This window comes from Duganella sp. GW821-FHT07G03 (assembly GCF_059418605.1).
In genome coordinates this window covers 24,170-50,238 of record NZ_JBWKQE010000029.1, presented here as the reverse complement: position 1 = coordinate 50,238, position 26,069 = coordinate 24,170, and the positions used below count along the sequence as shown (strand labels likewise).

The 26,069-nt window shown below is 63.8% G+C and carries 18 protein-coding genes and 2 tRNA genes; 4 read left to right on the top strand and 16 right to left on the bottom strand.

Going from position 1 to position 26,069, the window contains the following annotated elements:
* Positions 1-122: 122 nt before the first annotated feature.
* From AC07OK_RS27175 to AC07OK_RS27150, 6 genes are all read right to left on the bottom strand, one after another.
* A tRNA-Arg gene (locus AC07OK_RS27175) sits at positions 123-197 on the bottom strand.
* 81 nt (positions 198-278) lie between these two features.
* Positions 279-355: transfer RNA gene (locus AC07OK_RS27170), tRNA-Pro, on the bottom strand.
* A gap of 71 nt (positions 356-426) precedes the next feature.
* A complete protein-coding gene (gene glmM / locus AC07OK_RS27165) occupies positions 427-1,776 on the bottom strand; it encodes a phosphoglucosamine mutase (protein WP_494693184.1) in 1,350 nt (449 codons plus the stop codon).
* Between the two features lie 12 nt (positions 1,777-1,788).
* On the bottom strand, positions 1,789-2,640 hold the full coding sequence (gene folP, locus AC07OK_RS27160) for a dihydropteroate synthase (protein ID WP_494693183.1): 852 nt from the start codon (positions 2,638-2,640) through the stop codon (positions 1,789-1,791).
* Between the two features lie 73 nt (positions 2,641-2,713).
* Positions 2,714-4,597: an ATP-dependent zinc metalloprotease FtsH gene (ftsH, locus tag AC07OK_RS27155; RefSeq protein ID WP_494693182.1), complete on the bottom strand. Its 1,884-nt coding sequence runs from the start codon at positions 4,595-4,597 to the stop codon at positions 2,714-2,716.
* Positions 4,598-4,799: 202 nt separating this feature from the next.
* Positions 4,800-5,501 carry an RlmE family RNA methyltransferase gene (locus AC07OK_RS27150; protein ID WP_332855332.1) on the bottom strand — a complete coding sequence of 234 codons (702 nt, stop codon included), beginning with the start codon at positions 5,499-5,501 and terminating at the stop codon, positions 4,800-4,802.
* A 43-nt stretch (positions 5,502-5,544) separates the two neighbouring features.
* Here AC07OK_RS27150 and AC07OK_RS27145 point away from each other — a divergent pair, with 43 nt between their 5' ends.
* Positions 5,545-6,015, top strand: coding sequence for a YhbY family RNA-binding protein (locus tag AC07OK_RS27145; RefSeq protein WP_217943711.1), 471 nt, complete (start codon positions 5,545-5,547; stop codon positions 6,013-6,015).
* 61 nt (positions 6,016-6,076) lie between these two features.
* On the opposite strand, the gene AC07OK_RS27140 is transcribed toward AC07OK_RS27145, so the two are convergent.
* From AC07OK_RS27140 to AC07OK_RS27095, 10 genes are all read right to left on the bottom strand, one after another.
* Positions 6,077-6,559: a DUF4149 domain-containing protein gene (locus AC07OK_RS27140; protein ID WP_494693181.1), complete on the bottom strand. Its 483-nt coding sequence runs from the start codon at positions 6,557-6,559 to the stop codon at positions 6,077-6,079.
* On the bottom strand, positions 6,559-7,035 hold the full coding sequence (greA, locus tag AC07OK_RS27135) for a transcription elongation factor GreA (protein WP_026335301.1): 477 nt from the start codon (positions 7,033-7,035) through the stop codon (positions 6,559-6,561). Before greA ends, AC07OK_RS27140 begins: the two co-directional genes overlap by 1 nt.
* Before the next feature lie 113 nt (positions 7,036-7,148).
* Positions 7,149-10,379 carry a carbamoyl-phosphate synthase large subunit gene (gene carB, locus AC07OK_RS27130; RefSeq protein ID WP_494693180.1) on the bottom strand — a complete coding sequence of 1,077 codons (3,231 nt, stop codon included), beginning with the start codon at positions 10,377-10,379 and terminating at the stop codon, positions 7,149-7,151.
* Position 10,380: 1 nt separating this feature from the next.
* Positions 10,381-11,544 carry a glutamine-hydrolyzing carbamoyl-phosphate synthase small subunit gene (carA, locus tag AC07OK_RS27125; protein WP_494693179.1) on the bottom strand — a complete coding sequence of 388 codons (1,164 nt, stop codon included), beginning with the start codon at positions 11,542-11,544 and terminating at the stop codon, positions 10,381-10,383.
* A 254-nt stretch (positions 11,545-11,798) separates the two neighbouring features.
* A complete protein-coding gene (locus AC07OK_RS27120; RefSeq protein WP_020706088.1) occupies positions 11,799-12,209 on the bottom strand; it encodes a heme-binding protein in 411 nt (136 codons plus the stop codon).
* Between the two features lie 36 nt (positions 12,210-12,245).
* Positions 12,246-13,169, bottom strand: a complete 924-nt coding sequence (locus AC07OK_RS27115; protein ID WP_494693178.1) for a patatin-like phospholipase family protein — start codon at positions 13,167-13,169, stop codon at positions 12,246-12,248.
* A 49-nt stretch (positions 13,170-13,218) separates the two neighbouring features.
* The gene (locus tag AC07OK_RS27110) at positions 13,219-14,571 is read right to left on the bottom strand and encodes a Gfo/Idh/MocA family protein (RefSeq protein ID WP_494693177.1); all 1,353 of its coding nucleotides are present in this window, start codon (positions 14,569-14,571) and stop codon (positions 13,219-13,221) included.
* Between the two features lie 14 nt (positions 14,572-14,585).
* Positions 14,586-15,920: a DUF3472 domain-containing protein gene (locus tag AC07OK_RS27105; protein ID WP_494693176.1), complete on the bottom strand. Its 1,335-nt coding sequence runs from the start codon at positions 15,918-15,920 to the stop codon at positions 14,586-14,588.
* 20 nt (positions 15,921-15,940) lie between these two features.
* Positions 15,941-18,919, bottom strand: coding sequence for a TonB-dependent receptor plug domain-containing protein (locus AC07OK_RS27100; protein ID WP_494693175.1), 2,979 nt, complete (start codon positions 18,917-18,919; stop codon positions 15,941-15,943).
* A gap of 98 nt (positions 18,920-19,017) precedes the next feature.
* Complete coding sequence (locus AC07OK_RS27095) at positions 19,018-22,311, bottom strand: TIM-barrel domain-containing protein (RefSeq protein ID WP_494693174.1); 3,294 nt, start codon at positions 22,309-22,311, stop codon at positions 19,018-19,020.
* A gap of 270 nt (positions 22,312-22,581) precedes the next feature.
* Between AC07OK_RS27095 and AC07OK_RS27090 the strand changes: the two genes are divergently transcribed.
* Genes AC07OK_RS27090 through AC07OK_RS27080 form a run of 3 tightly spaced genes read left to right on the top strand, consistent with a single transcriptional unit; the run spans position 22,582 to position 26,060 of the window.
* The gene (locus tag AC07OK_RS27090) at positions 22,582-23,724 is read left to right on the top strand and encodes an AgaS family sugar isomerase (RefSeq protein WP_494693173.1); all 1,143 of its coding nucleotides are present in this window, start codon (positions 22,582-22,584) and stop codon (positions 23,722-23,724) included.
* Entirely contained in the window at positions 23,711-24,682 is a 972-nt protein-coding gene (locus tag AC07OK_RS27085) for an ROK family protein (protein WP_494693172.1), read from the top strand. The genes AC07OK_RS27090 and AC07OK_RS27085 overlap by 14 nt, the downstream gene beginning before the upstream one ends.
* A 10-nt stretch (positions 24,683-24,692) precedes the next feature.
* Positions 24,693-26,060: a D-tagatose-bisphosphate aldolase, class II, non-catalytic subunit gene (locus AC07OK_RS27080; RefSeq protein WP_494693171.1), complete on the top strand. Its 1,368-nt coding sequence runs from the start codon at positions 24,693-24,695 to the stop codon at positions 26,058-26,060.
* Positions 26,061-26,069 lie beyond the last annotated feature (9 nt).

Below are 26,069 nucleotides of genomic sequence, written 5' to 3'. Positions count from 1 at the left end.
CGCACTGCGCCGTCGGCATGTCGCACAATAAAGGTGACGCATGTATATTGGGAATAGCGGTGCTGGGGAGATAATGGGATGAAACAGGAGGATGCAGCCATGACGGCCTGGAGGAGTCTGAATGGTCCGCCCGGAGGGAATCGAACCCCCATGATCGCTTTAGAAGAGCGAGGTCCTATCCGTTGAACGACAGGCGGTTTTCATGTAGTCAGTATTCTAACCACTAGCGGCACATATGAAAAACGGGCTGTCTTTCGACAACCCGTTTTAAAAGTTCTTGGTCGGAGTACAAGGATTCGAACCTTGGACCCCCTGGTCCCAAACCAGGTGCGCTACCGGGCTGCGCCACACTCCGAAGACAGTATTCTAACGCTTGGCTCCCGCTACGTCAATGAGAGGCCAAGAAATTATTACACTGCTGAAATTTTATGCAGCCAGCTGGGCTTCCACCTTGTCCGCAATACGGTGCGCCATCGACTGCGCATCGCTGGCGTTACGCGCTTCGACCATCACACGTATCAAGGGTTCGGTGCCGGAAGCGCGGATCAGCACACGGCCGCTGTCGCCCAGCTCGCGCTCGACCAGTTCCTTTTCCGCCACCATGGCCGCGTTCTTGGTCCAGTCGAAGCCTGGCGAGACGCGCACGTTGACCAGCGTCTGCGGGAAGATCACCAGCTCGCCGGCGCACTGCTCCAGCGATTTGCCGGCGCGCTTCAGCGCCGACAGCACTTGCAGCGCCGAGATGATGCCGTCGCCGGTGGTGTGCTTGTCCAGGCACAGCAGGTGGCCGGAGCCCTCGCCGCCCAGCAGCCAGCCCTTGTCCTTCATCACTTCCAGAACGTAGCGATCGCCGACCTTGGCGCGCGCGAAACCGATGCCCTTCTCTTTCAGCGCCACTTCGACCGCCATATTGGTCATCAGCGTGCCGACCGCGCCGGCCACCGGGCCGGTCGCCAGGCGATCCATGACCATCAGGTACAGCAGCTCGTCGCCGTTGTACAGGCGGCCGTTGGCGTCGCACATGATCAGGCGGTCGGCGTCGCCGTCCAGCGCGATGCCGAGGTCGGCGCCGTGGGCGCGCACGGCGGAGGCCATGGCCTCCGGCGCGGTGGCGCCGTGGTCCAGGTTGATGTTGAAGCCGTCCGGCTTGTTGCCGATGGCGATCACTTCAGCGCCCAGTTCGTGGAACACGTGCGGGGCGATGTTGTAGGCGGCGCCGTGGGCGCAATCGACCACCAGCTTCAGGCCGCGCAGGTCCAGCTCGTTCGGGAAGGTGCTCTTGCAGAATTCGATGTAGCGGCCGTGGGCGTCGTCCAGGCGCTTGGCGCGGCCCAGCTTTTCCGACGCCACGCACTCCATCGGCACGTCCAGCGCGGCCTCGATCTCCAGCTCCACCGAATCGGGCAGCTTGGTGCCCTGGTCGGAGAAGAATTTGATGCCGTTGTCCTGGAACGGGTTGTGCGATGCCGAAATCACCACGCCGGCCGACAGGCGCAGCGCGCGCGTCAGGTAGGCGATGGCCGGAGTCGGCATCGGACCGGCCAGCATGACGTCGACGCCGGCGGCCGAGAAGCCCGCCTCCAGCGCCGCTTCCAGCATGTAGCCGGAAATGCGGGTGTCCTTGCCGATCAGGACAGTTGGACGCACCGAACCGCTGCGGGTCTTGGCCAAGACCTTGCCGGCCGCATAGCCGAGGCGCATGACGAAGTCCGGCGTGATCGGCGATACGCCCACCAGGCCGCGGATGCCATCAGTTCCAAAATATTTACGTGACATTGTGTATTCTCTTTATCGTTGTAGGTTAGTTCCTGCCTGCCATACTTTTAGCGCATCCACCGTTTCCGCCACATCGTGCACGCGCACGATCAGCGCGCCCTGCGCCACCGCCGCCAACGCGCCGCCGACGCTGCCGGCCATGCGTTGCTCGACCGGCTTGCCGGTCACCGCGCCCACCATGGCCTTGCGCGACAAGCCGGCCAGCAGCGGCACGCCCAATTCGGCGATCAGCTGTCCGGTGGCTTTCAACAAGGCGTAATTATGCTCCACAGTCTTGCCAAATCCAAAACCTGGATCGATGCAGAGTCGACGCGGATCAATGCCGGCCGCGGTCAGCGCCTCGATGCGCTCGCGCAGGAAGCCGCTGACTTCGGCCACCACGTCGCCGTAGCTGGGCGCCAGCTGCATATGCTGGGGGTCGCTTTGCATGTGCATGATACACAAGCCGCAGTCGCTGTCGCGCACCGCAGCGATGGCGCCTGGCGCGCGGAAGCCGTTGATATCGTTGATCATGTCGACCCCGGCGATGATGGCTTCGCGCATCACCTCTGGCTTGTAGGTATCGACCGAGATGGCCGGTCCCTGGTCGCGCAGCGCGTACAGCACCGGCATCACACGCTGCAGCTCCTGCGCCAAAGGCAGCGGCGGCGCGCCGGGGCGGCTGGACTCGCCGCCGACGTCGATGATGTCGACACCGTCCAATATCATCTGCTCGGCATGGGAGATGGCGAATTCCAGCGACTGGTGCTGGCCGCCGTCGGAAAACGAATCAGGGGTGACGTTGAGGATGCCCATCACGCGGGCGCGGGCGCGGTCGCCCCGCCACGGATAGTTGAATCGGCCGAACTGTAATGTAGATCGCATGGATAACCGGAAGAAAAATAAAAAAAAGGGCGAGGATCGCTCCCCACCCTCTGTCTTGCTACTCAGCCAAGAATCAGGCTGGAGCGGTCACGCTGGGCGAGACGCCCGAGCCGCCATCGCTAGGCGGATGCTTGCGGATGGTCACGCCGGCTTTCGGCGCGCGTGGCTCCAGGCCGGCCATGATGTCGTTGATCTGGTCGGCATCGATGGTTTCCCATTCCATCAGCGCCTTGGTCATCACTTCGACCTTGTCGCGGTTCTCTTCCAGCAGCTTGCGCGCCAGCTGGTACTGCGTGTCGAGGATGCTGCGGATCTCGGCGTCGACCATTTGCTGGGTCGCTTCGGAAATCGTCTTCGATGCGCCGCCGAAGAAGCCGTCGTTCTGGCTGTCTTCGTAGACCATCACACCCATCGCGTCGGACATGCCGAAGCGGGTCACCATCGAGCGGGCCAGCTTGGTGGCGCGCGAGAAGTCGTTCGAGGCGCCGGTCGACATCTGGCCGACGAAGATCTCTTCGGCGATACGGCCGCCGAACAGGATGGAAATTTCTTCCAGCATCTTGTCCTTGTAGCCCGAAATATTGTCGTGCTCAGGCAGCTGCCAGGTCAGGCCCAGGGCCCAGCCGCGCGGCATGATGGTCACTTTGTGGACCGGATCGGCCTTCGGCAGCAGCTTGGCGACCACGGCGTGGCCGGACTCGTGATACGCGGTGTTGCGGCGCTCTTCCTCGCGGATGACCATCGACTTGCGCTCCGGGCCCATGAAGATCTTGTCTTTCGCATCTTCGAAGTCGATCATGTCGACCAGGCGCTTGCTGCGGCGCGCGGCGAACAGCGCAGCCTCGTTGACCAGGTTGGCCAGGTCGGCGCCCGAGAAGCCAGGCGTGCCGCGGGCCAGGATGTCGGCCTTGACGTCGGTGCCGATAGGCACTTTGCGCATGTGCACGTTCAGGATCTGTTCGCGGCCGCGGATGTCCGGCAGGCCGACCGAGACCTGGCGGTCGAAACGGCCCGGACGCAGCAGCGCCTTGTCCAGCACGTCGGCGCGGTTGGTGGCGGCCACCACGATCACGCCGGACGACGCTTCGAAGCCGTCCATTTCCACCAGCAGCTGGTTCAGCGTCTGTTCGCGTTCGTCGTTGCCGCCGCCCATGCCGGCGCCGCGATGACGGCCGACCGCGTCGATCTCGTCGATGAAGATGATGCAAGGCGAATGCTTCTTGGCGTTCTCGAACATGTCGCGGACACGGGAAGCACCCACGCCGACGAACATTTCAACGAAGTCCGAACCGGAGATCGAGAAGAACGGCACCTTGGCTTCGCCGGCGATGGCGCGCGCCAGCAGGGTCTTACCCGTGCCCGGAGGACCGACCATCAGCACGCCGCGTGGAATGCGGCCGCCCAGTTTCTGGAATTTGCTCGGGTCCTTGAGGAAGTCGACGATTTCGTTGACTTCTTCCTTCGCTTCGTCGCAACCGGCGACGTCGGCGAAGGTGACGGTGTTATTGGTTTCGTCCATCATGCGCGCCTTCGACTTGCCGAAGGAGAAAGCGCCGCCCTTGCCGCCGCCCTGCATCTGACGCATGAAGAAAATCCACACGCCGATCAGCAACAGCATCGGGAACCAGGAAACGAAGATTTGTTGCAGGAACGACTGCTCCTCAGGCGGACGCACGTCGAAGTGCACGCCGTTGTCGCGCAGGTCGCCGACCAGGCCGCGATCGAGGCCGGTGGCGGTGGCGCGCACCTTGGTGTCGTCGCTACGGGTGGCCGTGATGTTGACGCCTTCGATCACCACATCCTTGATACGCTTGGCCTTGACCTCATCCAGCAAATCGGAATAAGCGATGGGTTTGGCGCCAGCGGTCACGCCGTGGCTGTCAAACTGCTTGTACAGCATCAGCAGCAGCAGTACCACGACTACCCAGATGGCTGATTTGGAAAACATGTTATTCACGAAAACTCCTTGGATGCAGGGCGCATCTTTTAACCGATAGCTAGAAACCCGATTTTACTCGCAATAAGCAGGCGGTGCCAGAAGCCCGCCTGCGCGTGCGGCCAAAATTCCAGCCGTAAAACACATTATTTGACCAAAATACCAGTGCGATCAAGTCAAAACTGATCCTCACCGTGTCGATGTGCGGCCCAAGCGCCAAATATCAAGGGCGCTCGAGAGGGAAATCGTCAGTTTCCAGCGGTAGTGCCGAGCTCATGCCGTCGGTCGGGTTTTTCAGGCCGCGCCCCAGCAGGAAAATCTCGGACGACTTGTCGCGGCTGGCTTTCGGCTTTTTCTGCACCACGGTTTTGAATTCGCGGCGGAATTTGAGCACAATATCGTTAAAACCCATGTCTTTAAAACATTTCACCAGCAGCGAGCCGCTCGGTTTTAAATGGGCCTGGGAGAATTCAATTGCCAAATCGATCAGATGTTCCATGCGCGCGGCGTCGGCCGAGGCAATACCGGACAGGTTGGGCGCCATATCCGATAACACCACATCGATTTTTTGACCTTTGACATGATCTTCCAATAATTGCAACACCTCGGGCTCGCGGAAATCGCCCTGGATGAAGTGGAAGTCGGCGATCGGCTCCATCGGCAGCAGATCGAGGCCGATCAGCGTGCCGTTGATGCCCCCGCCCTCCTTGCCGGACAGCTTGCGGCGCACGTATTGCCCCCAGCTGCCGGGAGTGCAGCCGAGGTCGACGATGACCTGGCCGGGCTTGATCAGGTTCTCGTCCTCATCGATCTCCTTGAGCTTGAAAGCGGCGCGGGCGCGGTAGCCCTCTTTTTGCGCTAATTTCACATAAGGGTCGTTAATGTGGTCGTGTAACCAGTTTTTGTTTAATTTCTTCTTCTTCATTCGCGTAGAATACTGCCTTTAAGGGAACCACTAAAAATATATTATGCAAAAACTTACACCTGTTGAGCGCAGCGCTCTGCGCGCCGAAGCGCATGGCCTCAAGCCTATCGTCATGATCGGCGAGGCAGGCCTGACAGCCAACGTCCTCAAGGAAATTGCGCTGGGTCTGGACTCCCACGGCCTGATCAAGGTTCGCGTATTCGGCGACGACCGTGAAGCCCGTGCCGCCATGTACGACACCATCTGCGAGCAGCTCGATGCGTCGCCGGTACAACACATCGGCAAACTGCTGGTGCTGTACCGTCCGAAGATCGAAACGGAAAAGGCCCGTTCGACCTCCGGCAAGGGCCTGCGCGAAGTCACCATCGTCAAGCCTAGCCCAAGCGGCACCAAACGTCCGTCTGTGACCAAGGTACTGCTCAAGGGGAATGAACGCGTGACGCAAGGCGGCAATATCAAACGCGCCAAGCCACAGCAGAAGTCGACCAAGAAGAGCGCACTGGGCTCGAAATAAGCCTGATGCATCGTCCTTTCCCGCCTGGGAAAGGACGAAACTGTTATAACCGTATTACTATTTACTGTTTGACCACCAGCCACGCGGCCAGCAAGCTCTGCACCAGGTAGATGCTGCTGGAAATGCCGTGCAACATGCCGAATTCGTTCTGAGCGGCGCCTTCCATCACCCCGCCCGGCCCCGCCGCGGCACGCAGAGCGGCCATCATCGGTTGCAGGCCGAAGTGCGACACCAGCGTGCACGCCAGCATCGTCGAGACGATCAACAGCAGCATGCGGCGCGTCTTGGCGGCCGAGTTGGCGGCTGAACCGGCGAAGATACCGCCCGTCTCCGCGCCCTTGCTAACCCACAGCAACGCCAGCATCACCAGCGCGCAGGCGATCGACAGCCAGGCCTGGTTCTTGAACAGGCTGGCGGCAATGGTGCCGGCCAGCACCCGGTCGCTCAGCGTGGCGAACAGCGTCGGCGCGGCCAGATAGCCGACTGCCCACAGACTGCCCGCCCACAGCGTCGCGACCAGCAAACGTGTACGCGCGAGCAGCATCAGATGTATCGCACTTCCAGGATTTCGTATTCGCGCGGGCCGGACGGCGCCTGCACTTCCACCACGTCGCCGGCCGACTTGCCGATCAGCGCGCGGGCGATCGGCGAGGTCACCGATACTTTGCTCAGTTTCAGGTCCGCTTCGTCCAGGCCGACGATCTGGTAGGTCACTTTCGAACCCGAATCCAGGTCTTCCAGGTCCACGGTCGAGGCGAACACTACGCGGCCATCGGCGTCCAGCGTGGTCGGGTCGATGATTTGCGCGGCGCTCAGCTTACCTTCCAGTTCGGCGATGCGGCCTTCGACGAAGGCCTGGCGCTCCTTGGCGGCATCGTACTCGGCGTTTTCCGACAGATCGCCATGCGAACGTGCTTCAGCAATCGCGTCGATCACGATACGGCGTTCTTTGGTCTTCAACTGGTGCAACTCTTCTTTCAGGAGTTCTGCGCCGTACTTGGTAAGTGGAACTGAAGTCATGTTTATATTTACTCTGTTGTTACAATGGAAAACCACAGAGGCCACGCCAACCTGCAGCGCGAGCTCTGTGGTTAAAAGGTACTGTTTTCCGTCACCGGGGTGACGAAAGAACCTTAGTGTAAGGTTTTATGCAGCCCTTGTAAATCGTACACTTGCAACTCGTCCAAATGACGGATGCCTTCGACCGCCGCTTCCGCGCCGGCGATGGTGGTGTAGGTCGTCACGCGCGACGCCAGCGACGAGGTGCGGATGGCACGCGAGTCGGTGATGGCGCTGCGCTTCTCTTCCACCGTGTTGATCACCAGGACGATCTCGTGGTTCTTGATCATGTCGACCACGTGCGGACGGCCTTCGACCACCTTGTTCACCGGCGTAACCGGAATCCCGGCCGCCGCGATGACGGCAGCGGTGCCCTTGGTCGCCACCAGCGTGAAGCCGATGTCCACCAGGTCGCGCGCCACTTTAACGGCGCGCGGCTTGTCCGACGATTTCACCGAGAGGAACACCTTGCCCGACTTCGGCAGCTTGATGCCGGCGCCCAGCTGCGACTTGACGAAGGCTTCGCCGAAGGTCTTGCCGACGCCCATGACTTCACCGGTCGATTTCATCTCAGGTCCGAGGATGGTGTCGACGCCAGGGAATTTCACGAACGGGAACACGGCTTCCTTGACGCTGAAGTAAGGCGGCACGACTTCGTGCGTGATGCCTTGCTGCGCCAGCGTCTGGCCAACCATGCAGCGCGCGGCGATCTTCGCCAGCTGCAAGCCGGTGGCCTTCGACACGAACGGCACGGTGCGCGAGGCGCGTGGGTTCACTTCCAGCACGTAGACCACATCGCGCAACACGCCGTCGCGCTCCTGCTTCTGGATCGCGAACTGCACGTTCATCAGGCCGACCACGTTCAGGCCCTTGGCCATCAGCGCGGTCTGGCGCTTCAGTTCATCGATGGTCTCTTGCGCCAGCGAGTAAGGCGGCAGCGAGCAGGCCGAATCGCCCGAGTGCACGCCGGCTTGCTCGATGTGCTCCATCACGCCGCCGATGAAGGTGGTTTCGCCGTCGGAGATGCAATCGACGTCGCACTCGATGGCGTCGTTCAGGAAGCGGTCCAGCAGCACCGGCGAATCGTGCGATACCTTGACCGCTTCGCGCATGTAGCGCTCCAGGTCGCGCTGCTCGTGGACGATCTCCATCGCGCGGCCACCCAGCACGTAGGAAGGACGGACCACCAGCGGGTAGCCGATTTCCTGTGCCAGCGCCAAGGCGTCGGCTTCGGTGCGGGCGGTGCGGTTAGGCGGCTGGCGCAGGCCCAGCTTGTGCAGCAGCTGCTGGAAACGCTCGCGGTCTTCGGCGGCGTCGATCATGTCCGGCGAGGTGCCGACGATAGGCACGCCGTTCGCTTCCAGGTCCAGCGCCAGTTTCAATGGCGTCTGGCCGCCGTATTGAACGATCACGCCGACCGGCTTTTCCAGGTCAACGATTTCCAGCACGTCTTCCAGCGTCAGCGATTCGAAGTACAGGCGATCCGAGGTATCGTAGTCGGTCGACACGGTCTCCGGATTGCAGTTGACCATGATGGTCTCGTAGCCGTCTTCGCGCATCGCCAGCGCCGCGTGCACGCAGCAGTAATCGAATTCGATACCCTGGCCGATGCGGTTAGGGCCACCGCCCAGCACCATGATCTTTTTCTTGTCGGTCGGGTTGGACTCGCACTCTTCATCGTAGGTCGAGTACATGTAGGCGGTGTTGGTCGAGAACTCCGCCGCGCAGGTGTCGACGCGCTTGTACACTGGACGGATGCCCAGCTCATGGCGCTTGGCGCGCACGGTCTTGGCATCGGTCTGCAGCAGGAAGGCCAGGCGGCGATCCGAGAAGCCTTTTTGCTTCAGCTTGTACAGCGTAGGCTTGTCGATCTGGTCCAGCTTCTGGGTGTCCATCCACAGTTCCAGGTCCACGATCTCTTTAATCTGGATCAGGAACCAAGGGTCGATCTTGGTCAGGTTGTGTACTTCTTCCAGCGTGAAGCCCTGGGCGAACGCGTCGCCCACGTACCAGATGCGCTCAGGACCTGGCTCGCCCAGTTCCTCTTCGATCTTCTCGCGGTCCTTGGTTTTTTCGTTCAGGCCGTCGACGCCGACTTCCAGGCCGCGCAGCGCTTTCTGGAACGATTCCTGGAAGGTGCGGCCGATCGCCATCACTTCACCGACCGATTTCATTTGCGTGGTCAGGTGGTGGTCGGCGGTCGGGAATTTCTCGAACGTGAAGCGCGGGATCTTGGTGACGACGTAGTCGATCGACGGTTCGAACGAGGCCGGGGTCGCGCCGCCGGTGATCTCGTTGCGCAGCTCGTCGAGCGTGAAGCCCACGGCCAGCTTGGCCGCCACTTTCGCGATCGGGAAGCCGGTGGCTTTCGACGCCAGCGCCGACGAACGCGATACACGCGGGTTCATCTCGATGACGATCATGCGGCCATCTTCCGGGTTGATCGAGAACTGCACGTTGGAGCCGCCGGTGTCGACGCCGATTTCACGCAGCACCGCCAGCGAGGCGTTGCGCATGATCTGGTATTCCTTGTCGGTCAGCGTCTGCGCCGGCGCCACGGTGATCGAGTCGCCGGTGTGCACGCCCATCGGATCCAGGTTTTCGATCGAGCAGATGATGATGCAGTTGTCCGCCTTGTCGCGCACCACTTCCATCTCGTACTCTTTCCAGCCGATCAGCGATTCTTCGATCAGCAGTTCGGAGGTCGGCGAAGCTTCCAGGCCGCGTTTGCAGATGGTCTCGAATTCTTCTTCGTTGTAGGCGATGCCGCCGCCGGTGCCGCCCATCGTGAACGATGGACGGATGATGACCGGGAAGCCCAGCGTGCGCTGCACGCCCCACGATTCTTCCATGGTGTGGGCGACGCCCGACTTGGCCGAACCGAGGCCGATCTTGGTCATCGCGTCCTTGAACTTGGAGCGGTCTTCGGCCTTGTCGATGGCTTCCGGCGTGGCGCCGATCAGTTCAACCTTGTACTTGTCCAGGATGCCGTGGCGATGCAGGTCCAGCGCGCAGTTCAGCGCGGTCTGGCCACCCATGGTCGGCAGGATCGCGTCCGGCTTCTCCTTGGCGATGATGCGCTCCACCACTTGCCAGGTGATCGGCTCGATGTAGGTGACGTCGGCCATTTCCGGGTCGGTCATGATGGTCGCAGGGTTGCTGTTGACCAGGATGACTTTGTAGCCCTCTTCGCGCAGGGCCTTGCAGGCCTGTGCGCCGGAATAATCGAACTCGCAAGCCTGGCCGATGATGATCGGGCCAGCGCCAATGATCAGAATACTTTTAATGTCTGTACGTTTAGGCATCTTATTTTTTCTCCGTTGCTTCCATCATGCCGATGAAGCGGTCAAACAGGTAAGCGACGTCAGTCGGGCCAGGCGATGCTTCAGGGTGGCCCTGGAAGCAGAAGGCCGGCGTGTCGGTGCGGGCGAAGCCTTGCAGCGAACCGTCGAACAACGATTTGTGGGTGACGCGGCAGTTGGCCGGCAAGGTGTCCGGGTCGACTGCGAAGCCGTGGTTCTGGGACGTGATCAGCACTTGTTTGCTGTCCAGGTCCTGCACCGGGTGGTTGGCGCCGTGGTGGCCGAACTTCATCTTCAGGGTTTTCGCGCCCGAGGCCAGGCCCATGATCTGGTGGCCGAGGCAGATGCCGAACAGCGGCAGCTTCTTGGCCATGAAGACCTTGGCGGCGGCGATCGCGTAGTCGCATGGCTCAGGGTCGCCTGGGCCGTTCGACAGGAACACGCCGTCCGGGTTCAGCGCCAGCACTTCTTCAGCGGTGGTTTGCGCCGGCACCACGGTGACTTTGCAGCCGCGCGCGGTCAGCATGCGCAGGATGTTGCGCTTGACGCCGAAGTCATAAGCGACCACGTGGAACTTAGGGTCGGTCAGTTTGCCGTAGCCTTCGCCCAGCGTCCATTCGGTTTCGGTGAAGTCGTAGGCCGCCTTGACGGTGACGACCTTGGCCAAATCCATGCCGGCGATGCCGGGGAAGGAGCGGGCCAGGTCCAGCGCTTGCGCGGCGGACGGCTCGTTGCCCTGGGTGCCGACCAGGATGGCGCCGGACTGGGCGCCCTTCTCGCGCAGGATGCGGGTCAGCTTGCGGGTGTCGATACCGGCGATGCCGACGATGTTCTCGGCCTTCAGGTAATCGGACAGCGACTGGGTGGAGCGGAAATTCGACGCCATCAGCGGCAGGTCACGGATGATCAGACCGGCGGTGTGGACTTTGGTGGATTCGACGTCTTCCGGATTGACGCCGGTATTGCCGATATGCGGATACGTCAGCGTGACGATCTGGCGGCTGTAGGAAGGATCGGTCAGGATTTCCTGATAGCCGGTCATGGACGTATTGAAGACCACTTCGCCAGTTGTATGACCGGCGGCGCCGATCGAAAAACCTTTGAAAATGGTACCGTCAGCGAGGGCCAGTATGGCTGGAACGGCAGGGCCAGAAAAAAATGGCGGCAAGGGCAACTCCTGATAAAGTTACCGTAGCTGCGCCACGTCAGACGACCGTCGTGTGTCCCCCGCCGTCGCAGGCCAGGGTAGAAGGTCAATTGATGATGGAGTGAGTGGTAGTCGCTACGGTAGAGGTGAGATTGGCTAAACCTTTGAATTATAACCAAATCTACCTTGCTTGGCAATGGCAGCCGGAGCACAGTCGACGAAAAAAAAATGCCGCCGGACGCGAGTCGGGCGGCACTTGGTCGAAACGTTGTAAATTAATTCAGCGCGGCGATACCGGCCTTGGCAACCTGCACATCTTCAGCCGACTTGACGCCGGAAACGCCAACGGCGCCGACGACGTGGCCGTCAACGATGATGGGCACGCCGCCTTCCAGCAGGCCGTCCGCCATCGGCGCCGGGGCGCTCAGGAAGGCGGTGCGGCCGTTGTTGATCATGTCTTCGTAGATCTTCGATTCGCGGCGGCCCAGCGCCGATACGCGCGCCTTGGCGGGGGCGATGTGCGACGACAGCGGCGCGGCGCCGTCCTGACGTTGCAGCCACAGCAGGTGGCCGCCGTCGTCGACGATGGCGATCACGACTGGCCAGTTATGGGCGGTCGCCTCGGCTTCGGCGCCGGCAGCGATCTTCTTGATGTCGGCAAGCGACAGGTATGGTTTGGTTTGCATGTGCTCTTCCTTATTATTGGACCGGATATTGTACTGCTACGGTCTGCGCTTGGCTTCCAGTTTCTGCTTGATCTGCGCCATCACCTGCGCGGCGGCCTGCTCGCCCGCCAGGATCGCCTGGTTGCGGCCGGCGAAATCGTTGCCCGCCATTTTGCCCAGGCTAGGCGCGATGACCACGTCCGCGTCCTTCAATTCGTACTGGTTGATGCGCTGGCCCATGATGCTGAAGGTCTGCATGATGACGTCCAGCGAGCTGACGGTGGCCTGCACGTCGGCCTGGGTCGAGATGTTGACGGCGATGACGAAGTCCGCGCCCATGTCGCGCGCAAAGCGCACCGGCACCGGCGCCACCAGGCCGCCGTCCACATACGAGCGGCCGTTGATGACCACCGGCTGGAACACGCCCGGCACCGACGACGACGCCCGTACCGCCATGCCCGTGTTCCCGCGCTGGAACAGGATCGGCTGGCCGGTCTTCAAATCCGACGCCACGGCGCCGAACGGTATCTTCAACTTCTCGATCGGCTGGTTGTTGACCGCCTTGTTGACGTAGGACTGCAGCGCCTCGCCTTTCAGCACGCCGGAGCTCTTGCCGAACAGCGGCACCGCCCAGTCGGAGATCGCCGCTTCGTCCATGTCCATCGCCACCTTCTGCAACTGGAAGCCGGTGTTGCCGGCGGCGTAGAGCGCGCCGACCACCGAGCCGGCGCTGGTGCCGACCACGATGTCCGCGTAAATGCCCTGCGCCTCCAGCGCCTTGATCACGCCGATGTGGGCGAAGCCGCGCGCCGCGCCGCCACCCAGCGCCAGGCCGATCTTGATCTTCTTGGGAGGCAGCGGCTCCGGCACCGCCAGCGGTGGCGCCGACGGCGTTTCAATCACCGGATTGGTTTTGCAGCCGACAACGGCGGCTGCGGCGAAGATGGTTAAAGCGACAAGGGAAAGACGGCGTGATGGCATGTAGGGGTTCAATCTGCTGGGGTTTAGGCGCAGCAGATTGTACCCCACCTTACAAGGCGAAGATCGGCTTGCGCGTCTTCCACGCTCCAGCCGTGAAGTCCGGGAAGTCCAGCGTCTGGAAGTTCTGCGCGATCGACTGTTCCGATAGCGGCGTGATGGCGCTCCATGTCACGGCGTCGTAGATATCGATCGGCATCGGCGCCCTCGCCTTCAGCGCTTCGATGAAGGAGTGGATGACGAAGAAGTCCATGCCGCCATGGCCGGCGCCCTCCGCGTCCTTGGCGTGCTTGCGCCACAGCGGATGGTCGTACTTGTCCTGGTAGGCCTGGAAGTCCTCCCACTGGTGCGGCTTGCTCTTGCCTTCGATGTGAATGGAATTGTTCACGTCCATCCACAGGCCGTCGGTGCCCTGCACGCGGAAGCCCAGCGAATAAGGGCGCGGCAGCGAGGTATCGTGCTGCAGCAGGATGGTCTCGCCGTTCTCGCACGACAGCGTGGTGGTGACCACGTCGCCCAGCTTGAATTGCGTCTTCGCGTTCGGGCTGGCCGCGCCGCCAGGCTGCTTGACGATGTAGTCGTGCAGCCCGCGCGCCTTGGTGGCGAAGCTGTTGATGCGAGTGAAGCGGTTGCCGCGGTTGATGTTGGTGTACATCGCGCACGGACCGATGCCGTGGCTCGGATAGAGCTCGCCATCTCGCTGCACCGAGTGCTCGGTGCGCCACTTGGCTTCCGACCAGCCCTTGGCGCCGAACTCCACGCCGCCACCGTAAGGCTTGGCCGGATCGCCGCTGTTGAACTTTACCGCGCGCAGGTCGTGCTGGTAGCCGCCTTGCAGGTGTATCAGTTCGCCGAACAAGCCGGAACGCACCATCTGCAGCACCGCCATCACGTCGCGGCGGAAGCAGACGTTCTCCAGCAGCATATACGGCGTGTTGGTCTTGAGCTGCGTGTTCAACACATCCCAGTGGTCCTGCAGCGTGATGCCGGCGACCACCTCGCAACCGACAGGCACCTTGGCCTGCATGGCGGCGATGGCCATCGGTGCATGCCACTCCCATGGCGTGGCGATGATCACGCCATCGAGCGCGCCGGCGTCCAGCATGCGCTTGTAGGCTTGCGGATCGCGGTCCTCGCCGAAGGTCTTCGGCTTGGCCTTGCCCGATTTTTCCACCTGCTTGAGCGCGCGGCCCAGCATGATCGGTTCGATGTCGCACAGCGCGACGACTTCCACGTCGTCGCGGCGCAGCAGTTCCTGCAACAGCACCTGGCCGCGCATGCCGGTGCCTATCATGCCGATGCGCACCCGCTCGCGGGTGGCGCCGAACGCCGTCGGCAGCATCAGGCTACCCGCCAACGCTGCGCCGGCGGTCAGGAAGTCGCGTCGATTAAAAACTGATTTCATGGTACTCCTTTTAATTATTGCTGCGGCAGCGTGGTCACATCCACAGCCGGTTGCCGGCCGGTGGCGGCGCGGGTGAAGTTCTGGTTCACCGGAACATAGCCGGCGAAGAAGCCGCCGTTACGCAGGTAGAACTGGCCGTTATCCAGGCCGCCGGCGTAGTCCATGCGCTGGGCGTTGGTCACCGTGGCGTCGCCGGTGAAGCGCGCCGTCGTCACCTCGGACCACGCGCCCGACACGTTGCGGGCCCACTGGTTGCCGAACGATACACGCCGGCCAGTATAGCCCTTGGTATCGATGAAATTCTCCAGGAAGGAGTAGGCTCCCGTCAGGTAGGTGGTGGTGGCCGGACGCTTCCAGGTGGCGATAAAACGCCACACGCCCAGCTCCGGCGCGTAGAACCACGCCGAGTAGTCGGTGGCGCCGGCGCCGTCCGGCCGCGCGCGGGTGATGAAGCGGTAGGTGTTCCCGCTGATCCAGTTGTAGCTCAGGTAGGACTGGCCGCCCGTGCCTTCGCCGCCGAAGCCGTTGTCCACCACGCCCGCGCCCTTGCGCACCAGCGTGGTCTTACCGCCGCCGTCCGCATCCCACACCGAGAACAGCACCCAGCGTTCGCTGGGCGACTTGACCTGGATGCCGAAGTAGCCCTGGTCGAAGCCGTTGGCCATGTAGTAGGAGCCTTCCGGGTCCTGTCCCGCCGGCACAGTCACCTCGTTGTAGAAGTACTCGGTGTTGGCCGGCGTGGTGTAGCCCATGTGGACCGACGGTCCGCGCCGCGACCAGTAGTAGTTGGCCGCGTCGTCGGCGTAGTTGATCGCCGCGCTGGTGGTCACGCGCAGGGCCGAGACGTCACCGAAGTAGCCGCCGTCCTTGCTGACGCCCTGCAGGTCGACCTTCACATAGTCCGGCGCCGCGACGTTGACGGTGCCGACCGGGTAGCTCCCACTGCCGTTGGCGGTCAGTTTGACCACGAACGGCTTGCCGTTGACGGTGACGCGTATGGTGCTGTTGTTGCTGCCGGCCAGCCGGGCGTCCAGGCCCAGCGTGACCGACCCTGCGGACGCCATGCGGAAGTAAGCGCTGGTGACGGTGCCTGGGTTGCTCCAGTTGGCCAAGCCGTTGCCGTTGATCTCCTCCTGTGCGCCGGCGGGCGCGCTGGTGATGAAGGCATTGCCGGCCAGCGCCACTGTCTTCGAGCTGACGGTGGTCGCGCCGGCCTGCGGCCCGCCCATCACCACCTGCGCGGCCGTCTTATCCGTCTGGCCGCCAGTGCTTGCGCCGCCGCACGCGCTCAACATCAACGCTGCGGAATACAGGAACAATCGTCTTGGCTTCAAAGCTCGTTGTGTCATTGTGGTCTCCTCAGGACGGGTCAGAAGAACTTGTAATTGGCCGAGAACGAGTACATACGGCCGAACAGGTTCTGGCTATGGTTGTAGCCTTCCCAGCCATTCGGATCGTACGTAGGCTGCTTGTTCAACAGGTTCTTGATATTCATGCCCAGCTCCAGGTTCTTGATCGGCTTCCAGTTCAGCGCCAGGTTGACCGTGTAGTACGACGGCGCGCCGCCGCACAGGTTCTGCGGCAAGGCGACCGAAGCGGCCGTGCAGTTCTCCGGCGTGTTGTCGGTATCCCATGGACCGTAGGCCCACTTGGTCTTGCCAGTGTAGTTGACGAACAGGCTGGTGACGAACTTCTGATACGCCCAGTCGGCGTTGAACGTGGCGCGCACGCGCGGCGAATCGTAGAAGCCGACCACGTTGCCGGTGAAGCCGCTGCCGTCTTCCGAGTTGTAGGTCTCGCGGCGGCGGATGGTCGCCGACACGCCGGTGTTCAACTTGCCGTATTCGCCCAGCGAGAAGCGGGTGCGGGCATCGATGTCGACGCCATCGAGCAAGGTGCGGCCACGGTTCGAATACGAGTTGATCAAGCCGCCCAGGTTACCCACCGAGTACTTCGGCGCGCCGCCGGAACAAGCCGCAGCGTTGGCCGGGTTGTTGCACATGGCGGCGACGGCCGCCATGTTGCCACGGTCCGCATCGGTGATCGGATTGCGGATGGCGGCGCTGGTGCCGGCCAGGGTCGGGCCGTATTTGTCCACCAGCTGCGTGAACAGTTCATTGAAGTCCTGGCGCACGATCTCGTTGCGGCGGTAGACGAACCAGTAGTCCACCGAAATGCTGACATCCTTGACCGGTTGCAGCACCAGGCCGGCGGTCGAGATCTTGGCCTTCTCCGGACGCAGCGACGGGTTGGGCGGCGTCAGGCCGCCGACCGTGGTCGAGCAGTTCGAATTGAGCAGATTCTTGCCCAGCTCCGCCTCGGCCGGCGAGACGGACTTCATCAGCACCTTGGCCATCGCATTGGTTTCGTCGCAGCGCACGGTGTCGCGGATGCCGCCCACCTGCGCGAACACGCCGCCGCTGCCCGATTCGGCCAGGTTGGGCGCGCGGAAGCCTTCGGAGTAGGTGCCGCGCACCATCACCTCGGGACGCGCGCGCCACAGCACGCCGATTTTCGGCGCCAGGTTGGCGGGGAAGTTCGGATATTTGTCGAGGCGCGCGGCGGCGTTCACTTCCAGCTTGTCGGTCACCGGTATCACCACTTCGCTGAACAGCGCCGCGATGTTGCGCTGGCCGTCGAACCAGGAGCCGCCCTGCTGCGTGATGTAGCCGTTGGCCGCATCCTGGTTGCCCGGCGTGTAGAAGCTCTCGCGCATCAGGCTCGCGCCAACAGCCATGCGCACTTCGCGTTCGCCCAGCTTGGCGATGGTGCCTTCGACCTTGCCATCCCAGGTAATCAGCTTGGTCCACGACTGGATGTCGAAGGTCGGATAGGCGGTGCGCAGCAGCGCGGCGTTGGCGTCGCTGATCTCGCCGAACTTGTAGGCCGGATTGTCGGCGATGTAGGTGCGGCCGGTCGTCGCGTCGGTGGTGAACGGGCCGAAGGCCTTGGCGAAGCCCTGGGTGTTGATATTAACCGTCTGGAACAGCGTCGAATGGCTGCCCGCCACGCTGAGCGCCGTCTCGAAGTCCCAGCCGCCGCCGATGCTGCCGCGCAGGCCCGCCACCGCGCGGTAGTTGTTGTCCTCATTGGTCTGGCCGAAGTGGCCGGGGGCGTCGAGCATGATGTAGTTCAGGCCCGCCGCGCCGCCCATCTTGGCCGCCATGTCGGCATCGAGCTTGCCTTTCAGGTAGACGTTGTTCGGTCCCAGGTAGGGCGTGACAAAGGTGTTGAGCGTGGTGCCGGTATTGCGCGCGAACCAGTTACTGGTGCTGCCGCTGTTGAAGCTGCGCGGGCCGTTCTCGCCGCGCAGCTTGATGTGGGTATAGGTCGCTTCAGCGAAGCCTTCCAGGTTCTCGCTGATCTTCAGGCGGCCGCTGAGGAAGCCGGTGGCGCGGTCGGAGCTCGGGCCGGTGTCCAGCTGGTAGGGTAGCGTGTTCCACACGCAGCGGCTGCCGGCGGCCTCGGTGATGGAGGTGGTGCAGCCGCTCACCGCACGCTGGGTGCGGGCGTTGTTCTTGGATTTATCGAAGACGAACAGGGTGCCGGGATTGACCACGCCAGGTTCGCTGCCGACGCCGACGCGCATGCCGGAGACAAAGGTCGGGTTATTGACGTAGAAGTAGTCGGGCCGCTTCAGATAAGTGTCCGCCGACGAAATGCGGTCGCGCTGGTAGACGTTGATGGCCCCATAGACGTTGTAGCCGTCGGTGTCCAGGTCGCCCAGGCCGTACAGTACATTGGCCTGGCGTTCGCCGTAGGATTTGACGCTCGGCGTGGAGTCGTTGCTGGCGCGGACTTCCAGGCCCTTGTAGTTCTTCTTGGTGATGACGTTGATCACACCGGCCACCGCGTCGGAACCGTAGACGGCCGAAGCGCCGTCGGTCAGCACTTCCATGCGCTCGATGGCGGCGGCGGGAATCGCGTCGATGTTGACGAACATGGTCTGGAAGCCGGCCGGCGCGCCGTAGAACGACAGGCGGCGGCCGTTCAGCAGCACCAGCGTGCCCTGCGCGCCCAGGCCGCGCAGATTGGCCTGCGAGGCGCCGTCGGACCCGGTGAACATCGAGCGGAAGTCCTGCTGCGCCGGACGCGCGGCCGGCAGGTTGTCCAGCACTTGCAGCAGCGTGCGGGCACCCATGTTCTCGATCTGCTTGGCGTCGATCACCTGCACCGGCGACGCGGTTTCGGCGTTGATGCGCTTCAGGCTGGAGCCGGTGATTTCGACCCGCGTAAGCTTCTGCTCATTCGCGCTCTTTTGCGCTTGCTCATCCAGCTCGTCGGCGGCCAGCGCCGTGGAAGCCAGACCCACCGCCACCATCGCGGCCACCAGTTTTTTCATATGCATCTTTGTCTCCCTGTTATTTGTGGTTTGGTTTATTTGAGGCTGCAACGGCCCCTCCCCGGTCCGCGGAGGGGCTCTTTCTTGTGAAACTAAGGGTTAGGTCAGCGCGGGCGGACGGTGCTGCCCTCTGTGCCTATCAGGACCGCGTTGGCCCAGTTGCCGCAGACCTGGGCCGGCTTGCTGCCGCGCGCGCCCAGGGTGCGCAGGCTGAGTTGACTCAGTCCGCGCACATCGATTTCCGGCTTGACCACGGCCGGCGCCGTGATCAGGCCACTGTCATACAACATCCGTTCGCCGCTCCAGACCTGGAACTGCATGCCGCCGGCGCTGCGGCAGCTGTCATCCATGCCCAGGTCGGCGCGCAGCAGGTTCCAGTTGCCCGCCAGTTGCAGGTCGACGCGGCTGGTGGCGCCCACGCCCAGGCCCTTGCGGAACCACAGGCCGTTCATGCGCATCTCGCTGCCATGCGCAGGCTTGTCGCGGCTGACGTTCTTCGGCAAGGCCAGGTCGGACAGGAACTGCTGTACTTCCGGACCTTCCTTCGGCTGGTAGGCCAGCACATGGAACTCGGACAGCGTGATCGGCTGCACCTCGCTCGGCACGGCGGCGTTGTAGGCACGGGCGGCCGGCGTGGCGACGGCGGTCACCATCGGATCGGTGGCGGATGCGCCATCGCCCTCGGGGTTCTGGGTGCTCATGACACGGAAGCGCAGCAGGCGGCCGGCGGCCGGCGGGAAGCTGATCGTCTGCGTGCCCTGCTCCAGCTTCAACTGGCCGCGCTTGACCGGCTGGCCCCAGTCGCCGTTGTTGTCGCCCATGTAGATCTCGTAGTCGCGGATCTGGCCGTGCTGCCAGTGCTGGTCGGTGCGCGGCGCCAGCTCGATGCCGTCGACCAGGCGGCGCTCGGTGAAGCCGATCACCCATTCATGCGGACCGCCCTGCACCGCCGGGCTGCGCGCGGTGCGGAACCAGGTGGCCGGGTTGTTGTCGAATGCGTTTTCCAGCGGGTGGCCGGTTTCCTCGGCCGGACGGTTCATCACCATCATGGCGTCGGCTGGAATGGCGCGGCCCAGCACCGGCGCGGACGGGAAGGCGTCGTCGGCCACCGTAGTCGCGGCGCCGGTCTGCACGGTGAAGCGCAGCGGCTGGCGGATGTCCTGGCTGGCGGCCTTGACGTGCAACGTACCCAGTCGGTCGGCGGCGTCGAAGTACCAGCCTGCGGCGGCGGCATCAAAGGCGGCGCGGTCGGCCAATGGCGGCAGCACGGCGCTGCCGGTGCTCACTGCGGCCGGACGCTGGCGGGTCAGCAGGCGCAACGCATAGGCGCGGCGATCGGGCTGGCCGGCATAGCTGCCCACCACCGGTTCGACGTCGACCTTGACGCCATCGGCGCCGGCGTTCATGCGGATCAGCTGCTGGCTGAAGGCGCCGTCCTGGTACTTGCGGGTGTTGCCATCATCCTCGTACAGTGTGAATTCGGATGCGCCCTGCGGATACAGGTCCAGCGTCAATACGTCCTTCGGTTTTTCGCCGTCGTACAGCATCTCCGGGTACATCGGCAGGATGGCGCCGGCGCGGACGAACACCGGCAGCTTGTCCAGCGTGACGGCCAGGTCGATATCGCGCCCGCCCTTGCCGGCCGTGGCCTGGCGGCCGTCCCAGTAGTCGAACCACTGGCCCTGCGGCAGGTGGATGCCGCGGCGCCAGCCCTGGCTGACGGCTTGGCTGCGGTACACCGGCGCCACCAGCAGGTCGCGGCCCAGCAGGTACTGGTATTTGTAGGCTTCGGTGTAGGCCGCCGGATCTTCCGGGTTGTCCCACATCAGGCCGCGCACCAGCGGCGCGCCGCTCTGCTCCGTCTCGCGCATCAGCGTGTACATATAAGGCGTCAGGCGCATCTTCAGCTTCAGGTAGCGGCGGTTGATGCTGACGTAAGGCTCGGCGAACCACCACGGATGCTTGCGCTCCGCCGCCGCCCAGCCGGACATCCCCATCAGCACCGGGGTAAAACTCTTCCACTGCAGATCGCGGGTGTAGGTCTCCGGGCTGCCGCCGAAGATCCCGTCGACGTCGCCGGTGGCGTAGGCCTGGCCGGACAGGCCGGAGCCGATCAGCGTCGGCACGTGCCAGCGAATGTAGTCCCAGCTGGCGCTCTGGTCGCCGGTCCAGGTGACGGCATAGCGCTGGGTGCCGGCCCAGCCCATCACGGTCCAGATGAATGGACGGCCATCGGAGTTATTCAGGATGCCGTCGTAGGCCGACTTGTTGGCGTCCAGCGAGAACTGATAGCCCTTGCCGGTCCACGCCACGTCCAGCTTCTGCACGCGGGTGCCGGCGGTGCCGACTTCCCACGCCATTTTCTCGACGCCGTTCTCGGTCCACAGGCCGGTGCGGAAGCCGTATTTGGCCAGGCCCTGCACCGTTTCCGGCAGCGCCGAATAGCCGCAGCCGTAGCCGTCGTTCGGCAGTATCCAGCCGCCCGGCATGTCGTGTTCGCGGTATTTGCGCGCCACGGTTTCGATCACGTCCGGCGTCTTGCCGGTGGGGCCGTCGGTCCAGCCTTTGGGCACGGTGCCCGGCTTCTTGACGTTATCGCCGTCGTTGTAGCAATCGGCGTCGCCGTATTCCAGCGCCCAGCGCGGCAGCATGCGCGCGCGGCCGGTCCACTCGGTGTAGCGGGCCAGCACGTCGCGCAGGTCCTTGCCGACGAAGTAGTAGGCGTCGAAGCGCGCCTCGTTGTGCTCCAGCGAGATCTGGTCGCTCTGGCGCAGATCGTAGCTGCCGTCGGACCAGGTGTTGCGCAGCATGCCCCAGCCGCGTGAGCTCATCAAAAACGGCGCGGGGCTGGGTCGGTCGCCCTCTTCCCAGCCGCCGGAGTACGACACCTGCAACTGCTTGCCCTTGAATTCATAGCGGCCGTTCTGCTGGCCGCCGCCGAAGAAGCGCTCGGCCTTGTCGCTCGACAGCGTCTGCACGCTTTGCTTGTCGCCCAGTTCCAGCGGCTGGATCTCGCGCCACAGCGGCTGCGCGTCGCCGGCGCGGAACAGGCTGAAACGCAGCGGCTTGCGGTCGATGCGCAGGCTCAGGGCCGCCGTGCGGATCAGGATATGGTCGGCCTGCTCGCTGACGCTGTGCTCCACCGTGGCGGACGGCGTGGCGACGACGATGGGCGCGGCCTTGTCGCCGGCGCCGGTCAGGCCGGATTTGGGGCCGGCCCAAATATGCAGCACATCGGCGCGCGGAAGACTAAGCTGTATGTGGGCGCCGGTGTCGGTGACCAGATCCCACTGCTGGCCGGCGCCGGCGGTGACGCTGCGTAAATTACCGATCGGAGCGGCCAAGGCCATTAAAGGTGCGCTGGCCAGCAAGGCGGCAATGACTGAAATCTGTTTCATAGTCTGCTTCACGAAAGAAAATGCGTTGCGATGCAATTACTCTAGGAATAAAAATAAGCCCGGTCAACAAAAAGAAAGAAAATATTTAAAAAGAACCAGCCAAATCTTTCGTATTGATAGTTGATCGAATAGCATACTTTCGTTTCCGTGGCAAAAGTGGTACAGGCCAGCACGGCGGCGTTGCGAACCAACTTTCTTTTCACTTTCGAATTTGACATTCCGAAAATAAAACCTTATTCTTTCCATGACTTAACCAGACTAATTCTTTCGATGACCAACTTACTCCAACGTGCCCCCCAAGCCTGGCGCGATATCGGCGGCCTCGATACCGCCGAAGAAATCGTCCATCAGCCAGCCCTCTGGCGCGAACTGGCGACGCACCTCGCCACGGAAAAAAGCCGCATCGCCGCCTTCCTGGGCGACACCTTGAGCAATCCGCAGCAGCGCGTGATCCTGACCGGCGCCGGCAGCTCGGCCTATGTGGGCGAGATCATCGCCGACGAAATCAACGCCGCCTGGCCGTGCCAGGTGCGCGCGCTGTCGACCACCAGCTTGCTGACCCACCCCGCGCTGTACCTGGAACGCACGGCGCCAACGCTGGTGGTGTCCTTCGCCCGCAGCGGCAACAGCCCGGAAAGCACGGCGGCGGTACAACTGGTGCGCGACATGGTGCCGACCGCGCGCTTCCTCAACATCACCTGCAACGCCGACGGCGCGCTGGCCCTGCAAGGCGCCGGCGACCAGCAGACCCTCAACCTGATGATGCCGGCCGCCAGCTGCGACCGCGGCTTCGCCATGACCAGCAGCTTCACCTGCATGCTGCTGGCCGCGCTGTGCGTGCTCGATCCCGACTTCCAGCCGGAGCGCCTGGACACGCTGGCGCAACTGGGCGAGCAAGCGCTGGCCGCGTGGTCGGCGCCGGTGGCCGAACTGGCTTCGCAGCGCGTCGCGCGCGTGGTCTACCTGGGCAGCGGTCCGCTGGAAGCGTTGGCCAAAGAGGCGGCGCTGAAGATCCTCGAACTGACCGCCGGCAGCGTGCTGGCGATGGCCAACAGCGCGCTCGGTTTCCGCCACGGCCCCAAGGCCGCGTTGAACAAGGAGACGCTGGTGGTGCTGTTCCGCAGCTCCGATCCGCTGTCGCGCCGCTATGAACACGATTTGCTGCTGGAGCTCCAGCGCGACCAGGTGGCCGGCCGCTGCCTGACCGTGGGCGCCGGCGCCGGCGCCGACATAGGTATCGACGCGCCGGCCTGGCCGGACGCCTGGCTGGCGCCTCTGTGGCTACTGATGGCGCAGCAGTACGCGCTGCACCAGTCGGCGCTGCTGCAACTGCATCCCGATAATCCTTTTGCCGGCGGCACCGTCAACCGTGTCGTGCAAGGCGTCACCATCTACCGCCATGACGAATTCTGAACCACGCGGCTATCACGGCATCGACATCGGCGGCACCAAGATCGAGCTGGTGGCGTTCTCCGAGGAAGGCCATGAGCTGAAGGAAGTCCACCGCGAGCGCATCGCCACGCCGGGCACCGATTTCGCCGAGTTCCTGCTGGCGATCCAGGGCCTGGTGGGCCGCGCCGACAAGGCGCTGGGCTTGCGCGCACCGGTCGGCATCGGCCTGCCGGGTGTGATCGACAGCGCCACCGGACGCCAGCTCAGCTCCAACGTGCCGGCATTGAACGGTCGCGCCGTGGCCCATGCGCTCAAGGATGCGCTGGAGCGCCCGGTCGCCATCGGCAACGACTGCCAGTGCTTCGCGCTGTCGGAAGCGCAAGGCGGCGCGGCGCACGGCCAGCCGACCATGTTCGGCGCCATCATCGGCACCGGCGCCGGCGGCGGCTATTGCGTCGACGGCCGCCTGCTGCGCGGCGCCAACGGCGTAGCCGGCGAATGGGGCCACTGGCCGCTGCCGGCGGCACAGCTGGCATCACAGTTGGTGATGCAGTTTGCGCCGGCCCCGCTGCCTGTCCTCGACTGCCCTTGCGGGCGGCGCGGCTGCCTGGAACGCTATGTCTCCGGTCCCGGCATGAGCCGGCTGCACCAGCACCTCGGCGGCGGCGACGAAACGCCATCAGCCATCGTCGCGCAGGCGCGCGCCGGTTCGGCCATCGCCGTCAAGACCATGGCGCTGCACGCCGACTTGCTGGGCCACGCGCTGGCCACGCTGGTACTGACGCTGGACCCGCACGCCATCGTGCTGGGCGGCGGCTTGTCGCAGCTAGCGCACCTGTACGACCAGCTGCCGGCCGCGATGCGCCGCCACCTGTTCCCGGGCGTGCGCGTGCCGCCCATCCTGCCGCCGAAATTCGGCGACGCCGGCGGCGCGCGCGGCGCCGCCCTGCTCGCCCGTCAGCAACTGACTGCCCACTAAGCAAAAGCCTATGAAAACTACCGAATCCCTGTCCCCCGTCCAGCAAATCATCGCCGCCCATCGTCGTGGCGAATCTGTCGGTTTGTACAGCGTGTGCTGCAGCCATCCGGGCGTGCTGCGCGCGGCGATGCGCGTGGCGGCCGACTACGACACCGTGCTGCTGGTGGAAGCGACTTCGAACCAGGTCGACCAGTTCGGCGGCTACACCGGCATGACGCCGTCCGCCTTCCGCGACTATGTGCACAACCTGGCGCGCGGCCAGGGCTTCCCGCTGGAGCGCCTGGTGCTGGGCGGCGACCACCTCGGCCCCAACGCCTGGCAGGGACTGGACGCGGCCACCGCCATGCAGCACGCGGAGACGCTGATCGCCGCCTACGCCGCCGCTGGCTTCCACAAGATCCACCTCGATTGCAGCATGCGCTGCGCCGACGATCCGCAGCTGCTGAGCGACGAAACCATCGCCGCCCGCTCGGCGCGCCTGTGCGCGGTCGCGGAAAAGGCCGCCGAGCAGGCCGGCCTGCCGCCGCCGGTGTACGTGATCGGCACCGAAGTCCCTATCCCCGGCGGTGAGGCCAACCTGGCGCAGGCCGGCGCGGTCACCTCGCCCAAGGCCGCAGCGCGCACGCTGGACGTGCACCGCCTGGCGTTCTTCGCGATGGAGCTGCACAGCGCCTGGCGCCGCGTGATCGCGATGGTGGTGCAGCCGGGCGTGGACTTCGACCATAGCCAGATCCAGCACTACGACGCGACCCAGGCCACCGCATTGTCGGCCTTCGTCGCCGGCCAGCCCGGCCTGGTGTTCGAAGCCCACTCCACCGACTACCAGCGCGAATCGGCGCTGCACGACATGGTGCGCGACCACTTCGCCATCCTCAAGGTCGGCCCGGCCGCCACCTTCGCGCTGCGCGAGGCCCTGCAGGCGCTGTCCCGCATCGAGGAAGAACTGGTGGCGCCCGGCCAGGCCTCGCGCCTGATGCAGGTGCTGGACGAAACCATGCTGGCGCAGCCCAAGCACTGGGCCAAGCACTACCCCGGCAGCAGCGCCGAGCAGCGTTTGCTGCGCCGCTATGGCCTGAGCGACCGATGCCGCTACTACTGGGGCGAGCCGGCCGTGGTGGCGGCCGTCGACAAGCTGTGCACCAACCTCGATGCGCTGGCGATCCCGCTGTCGCTGCTGAGCCAACACCTGCCGGAGCAATTCCAGGAAGTGCTGCAAGGCCGGCTGGGCACCAAGGCCGATGCGCTGCTGGAGCACAAAATCGGCCGCGTGCTGGCGCAATATGCGCGCGCCTGCAATCGCAACGCCGCCGCGCTAAACACGCTAAATGCGCCGGCCGATGTGGCCCCGACAGCTGGCAGCGCGGCTGCGATCTGTTAAGCTCGACGT